General features: G+C 56.9%; 5 protein-coding genes. All 5 read right to left on the bottom strand.

The genetic code is table 11. The features are described 5' to 3' along the window. Positions 1-739: 739 nt before the first annotated feature. Positions 740-1,345, bottom strand: a complete 606-nt coding sequence (locus tag ISP20_RS21335; protein WP_204638234.1) for a hypothetical protein — start codon at positions 1,343-1,345, stop codon at positions 740-742. 705 nt (positions 1,346-2,050) lie between these two features. Next, positions 2,051-2,326 carry a hypothetical protein gene (locus tag ISP20_RS21330; protein ID WP_204638233.1) on the bottom strand — a complete coding sequence of 92 codons (276 nt, stop codon included), beginning with the start codon at positions 2,324-2,326 and terminating at the stop codon, positions 2,051-2,053. An 84-nt stretch (positions 2,327-2,410) separates the two neighbouring features. Continuing rightward, a complete protein-coding gene (locus ISP20_RS21325; protein ID WP_204638232.1) occupies positions 2,411-2,728 on the bottom strand; it encodes a hypothetical protein in 318 nt (105 codons plus the stop codon). A 114-nt stretch (positions 2,729-2,842) separates the two neighbouring features. Then, positions 2,843-3,214 carry a hypothetical protein gene (locus tag ISP20_RS21320; protein WP_204638231.1) on the bottom strand — a complete coding sequence of 124 codons (372 nt, stop codon included), beginning with the start codon at positions 3,212-3,214 and terminating at the stop codon, positions 2,843-2,845. Positions 3,215-3,332: 118 nt separating this feature from the next. After that, a complete protein-coding gene (locus tag ISP20_RS21315) occupies positions 3,333-4,946 on the bottom strand; it encodes an ATP-dependent nuclease (protein WP_204638230.1) in 1,614 nt (537 codons plus the stop codon). Positions 4,947-5,245 lie beyond the last annotated feature (299 nt).

The raw sequence follows: 5,245 nt of genomic DNA, 5'->3' as shown, positions 1-5,245 counted from the left end.
TCACCTTGCTGCCATCGGTCCCATATCAGGGTCCGATCCGCGTCTGTGAAATGCTTCCGGGGCATAGCCATGGGCAACACTCCTCACGCTTGGGCGTCTATAGTGTGTTGCGTTGACCGGCTGAAGCCGCAGTCGAAAGCGGACTTAAAGCTAGCGAACTCTAGAGGCCATCAATCCTCACGAAGCAAAAGCCAAGGCCATTGATACCAAACCGGCGACTGCCTGAGATGGGCTTCCAACGCACCGGCATCTTCCGATCTCGCTGCAGTATCTACAGGGCCGATCCAGTACCGCGAGTTATCTCCCCATGGTTCCCACACCACGAAGGGCTCGCCATTGAGTTCGAATGCAAGGCGATTGTCATCGCTCCGGACCCGGCGAACATTGGCTACCCCAGGCGCGCGCCGCAGCGATCGTGCAAGCGAGCCCGTCCAGAGCCCTGCAGCAGGGATTTCAAATGCAAAGATCTGGCCGTCGCTCCGTTGGAGCGGGTAGGTTTTCATAAGAGCCGCCCCATCTCATCATGTCCTTACGAGTTATGTCCGTTACGGGTCGTAAGCGGTCGATCAAACATGCCAGCCGGCGAGCCGGGTGTTATGCCAGAGCCCGCCTGGTAGCCAACAAAACAGGGGGGTCAGAGCCGACTTTCTAAGCCAGCGAGGAGGAAAAGTGCACTCTGAGCCCGCGTCTTGATCACCCCGGTTCTGGGCCCCGGTTCTGGAAATTGGTTCTTCCCGGCCTAGTCGGTGCTAGTGATCTCAAAATCTTCCCGATCCTGCGGCAACGGGAATATCTGCGTGGGCAGAACTACATGCGCACGCTGCATCGCCGCAATGGCGCGCTCGGATAACGGGGCAGCTCCCACGTTCGCAACCTGCTCGATCATGCTCAACAACCGCAATGCAGCGACCAGCGCAATCGCCTCCGGCGTGGCCGTCATAGCCAGCACAAGGTGACACACGTAGCTGTCCATGCAGCGTTGAACCACTCCACCAAGTGCTTTACTAGTGGCAAGTTCCGACGAGCCTTGTCCGAACAGGTCGGTCAGCGCCAGATCCAGTGCGGACGCGTCCAAGAAAGTGCGCTCGCCAAACGTCTGAGCGTCGGCGCTACCGAGCACCGACCACGGCGATGGGAGGTTCGAAAGATGGGAAATGTACTGGCCCACGTACGGTGCCGCGCCGACCTGATAAGCCATGGCGCAGGCTTGCATACTGCCCAGGGCTTTTGGTTCGTGTCTGGCAACGATGAGTGCCTGACACAGCGCAGTGGTGCTATCGACCGGTAAATACCCGGGGTCGTTTGGCTGATGCGCCTGCGGGATGGATTTTTTGACAAGTTCCACAGGACATCCTTGTTGAGCGTGAGTGGATTTCACGCAGATCATATGGGTCGGAAGCGGACTCTAGCCATAGTCCATTCGCAACATCATCAGGTCCACTCCGGGTCGGAAGCGGACATAGCGGTTACTATCTCAAACTGGACATAAATCAACTTCCGAATGGATCAGTGCAGGGTACATCTGGCACAACTTGGCCGATCCGCTGGATGGCCATGCGAATGACCGCTGCTGATGTCGCTGGTGCGTTTTCACACGGCCTTTCCCTAAGGGCTTGCACCAGCGCTGGCATGGCGCGTTTCGCGCGTGGACCCAACTGCCCTAAGGCACCTGCTATCGCGAGCCTGATCGAATCATTGGGATCACGCATCAGACCAGCCATTGCGTCTATGTCGGCGTCCGCAACCTGCCTTGGCGCCGGGCCTGCCACCCACATATACAAGCTCTCCGCTTCATCGATGCGCCTTTTCTGAGAGGTCTCTTGCTCAATGGCGGCCACCACTTGTTGCACATGGGACGCCCCGTTCTGCGGGGCAGCATTGTTGCTTTCGCGATTGACGGGAAAGGACTCCGGCGCACCGGCCGCGACCGCATGGCAACAAAGGCTGCAGAGGAGCGCCCCTCCAGTCGCGACTCTAACCAAAGCAACATCCATCAGCCCATCTCCTATGCATTGAAATGTCCGCTTCGGGTCGAAAGCGGACGTTTTGTTCAGTCGAACGTTGGCGGCTTGGCGGCCCTCTTCAGCCTGGAAATGCCGGTCGCCTCCAACAACCAGACGCCTATTGCCGTGCCCACGGCGACGCCGGCCAAAGCACCGATCGCTCCGTATGAGCCGCGATCCATGCCTACACCCAACGCGAGAACGGCCCAGCCGACATAGGCGAAATAGGCCCACGTTAGGCCGGACTTCATCTTAAGAAAGAGAAAGCCGAGCAGCAGCCAAGAAATGGGAACAACAATCACCAAAGTAACGAGATCCGCCATTAAGCGATCCATTTTTCTATTTCTCTCCTCTCCAGCTCCTGTCCGCTATGGGTCGGAAGCGGACACCGGTAAACGATCAATATGTTACTTCGGTGCCGCGATACGCAGCGGGTGATTAGGATTCTCGGAAACGAACGCAGGTACGTCGGACAGCTTTTCTGGCAATCGAGCCCCCTCCATGCCGCGGTAGCTGAAGAACCGAAAGCCGGCGTTGTAAAGCCGCCTTACCTTCTCCCACTGCTCCTCGTCACGTCGCTTCGGCGCATGAAAGGACCGCCCCATCTCCAAGATGGCGCCGCCGCAATGAGGGCAAGTCGCGCCTCGCTCTTTTCTTGGGCGAACTTTGAAGCTCTTTCGACAGCTGAAACAAGCATGGGCGATCAGATAGTCAGGGCCAGCCATAGCTCTCTCCTTGCTCGATTCTCCAAGGGCTGCTTTGGGTCGGAAGCAGACCATATCATTTGTATTTTGCGTCGTGGCGAGACAGCCAAGCGGGCGGCCTCGCAGTTTCTGAGTTCAGCGACCAGATGCTTGAAATCTTCCGTTTAGCCTGAAGGTCGCCACGGCACCACGCGTTCCAATCCAAGTTGTAAGCGCCAACACGAGGCCAACTCGGGTGAACGATAGAGGCACTGCCCAAAAGACGAAACTTACGGGCCCTAGAAGGGCGCCGGCTACGGCCGCGGTGCGGCTGTGTTTGAACCGGGTGAAGTAGCCGCAAATCGCGAAGAGGGGAAAGGCGAATATCAGTCCAGGGGCAAACAGAAGCCAGAAAAAGGCCAGCAACGCGGCGCACCCGAAATAGCCGTCACCGGCCCAGGTGGCCAGATCAATGGCCGTTTCCCGGTCGGCAATTTTTCCAAACAGGGCCTTCTGTATTGGAATCATCTATCTGAAGCTCCTGACGCTTTGCCTAGCCGAGACGCGCATTTGCATGGCGTCCGCTTCGGGTCGGAAGCGGACCATTTATTTGCAGCCGAGAGCAGCCTCAAAAGGCTTACTCCATTTAGCTGTGGGCCTTTTCCCACGAGCTCGTCAGAGCCCCGAACACATGGGACATCTCTTTCTCGAACTGTTCCTTAGTGATTTTCTGACCCACCTCTCCTGCGAGGGTGGTCTTGTCACGTGACTGCATCGCTCTGACTTCGTCGCCAGTTTTCCTCCACGGCTCCGGGTAGCCCTCTTCAAGCGAATGGGCGGGAGAAACTACAAACTGTCCACGTGCAACAAACTCCTTGTACGCGTCCATGAACGCATTGAAGTCCCGTTGCCGTCCAGTCGATGGTTGGTCGCATAAGACAACGAGGCGGTCACGGTAGACAGGAGTGTGAGCCAAGGGTGCGAACGCAACACTGAGAGCATTCATCGTGCGCTCTTGTCGAGAATGGTCTCCCTCCGCGCGGATGACCTTCGTCTGAGGCTTGTCTGCGTAGAAGCGCCGTACCACATGACCAAGGAAGATGTCTTCGGATGCCCCCTCAACGACGAGGAAGTTTCTGGGGAAAAGGAGGTCTGCCGGTGAACCGCCTAGGAGTTCATAAACCAGCTCCGGCTTGTCCCGTCCCTCAATCTTTTTAATGCCCGTCGCACCATCAACTTTCTCGACGCGCCAAAGCGTCTGGTCGTTGTCCTCATCGGTTACCAGAACCGAAGAGTGAGTGTTGATGAAAACTTGGTCTCCGTTCTTAACCAAGTCCATCAGCGCCAGTTTGAGTTGGCGCTGAGCGGTCGGGTGAAGGTGTAGTTCGGCCTCATCGATGAGGAACAGGAACCTCTTGCCGAGTTCATCGCTATCACGGCGATGGTCCGAATACGTCTTCAAGATGGCCAGCATGAGCGCACGCTGCATGCCATCACCTTTCTCTTCAGCGGACGTCTCGATACCGTCGTCAATCGAAGTCTCGAACGACTTCAAAAGCTCCTCGAACAGCGGCGGCTTCACCCCGAAACCCACCTTGTTACATTCCGGGAACTGCCGTCCCAAGTGGATCTTCACCTTGCCAGCAAGCTGGTCCAGCTGCTGCCTGACCTCGGACTGTTCGTTCGTGAATAACTCGTCGAACGTTTCCTTGAAGTCCCGGTAGCGTTGGCTCCCCTCCAAAATGGCGGTGAGCACCCCAGACAGCATCTCACCAATTGGCGTCTTCTTTCCCCACTTTGATACCTCGGTGAGGGACGTACGTGTCGAGACATATTGGAGTCTAGGTACACAGTCGTTAAAGGCCTTGTCAAAACCGGCAAAGTTCTTCTGTGTCCACTCGCCTTTCCCCTCATCCCACAGTAGACGCTTTGAGACATCTGAGCTGGCTCGCTTCACTCTGAGCACATCGCGGCCGTCCGCAAACTTGGCGAATTTGGCCTTAGTCCCCTCGTTGATGACCGCTTCAATCCCGGCCTGGACATCGGAGTACTCAATCTCCACCGTGACCTCACGGTCAAGCTCATGCTTGAATCGGATGTCATCGATGTTTCCCGAGCCGTTGTAGAACCATTCGACAGCCTCGAAAAGGTTCGTCTTACCGTGATTGTTCTGCCCCGCGAGCACGTTGAAGCGGTTGACATTCAACTCGACGCGCTCGATCGAGCAAAAGTTCTCGACGGTGATTTTGGTGATACGCATGGCTGCGTCCTTGCGTGGATGAATTGGGCTGGTTGGCGGTCGGTGGCGCGACAGTCCAGCCCGTATGTTCGACGATGGTCCGAGGGCGGAACGGGCAATCATCATGCCTAACCTACATCCAAAAACGGGATCTGGTTTAGTTACTTCCAGGTCCGCTTCGGGTCGGAAGCGGACCTTCTACTCGCGGCAAATCGCCGCCTCAAAGTACCTGTCTGCGTCGGCTATCGTCTCGACAATGGCGGGCACTTCCGTAGCGCTCCAGAAAGGAAGGCGCCATTGCGGATCGTGTCCTTTGCTCA

This window comes from Dyella kyungheensis, assembly GCF_016905005.1.
In the GTDB taxonomy this organism is placed as follows: Bacteria; Pseudomonadota; Gammaproteobacteria; order Xanthomonadales; family Rhodanobacteraceae; genus Dyella; species Dyella kyungheensis.
The sequence above is the reverse complement of the archived record's forward strand: the minus strand, read 5'-3'. Positions and strand labels throughout refer to the sequence as shown.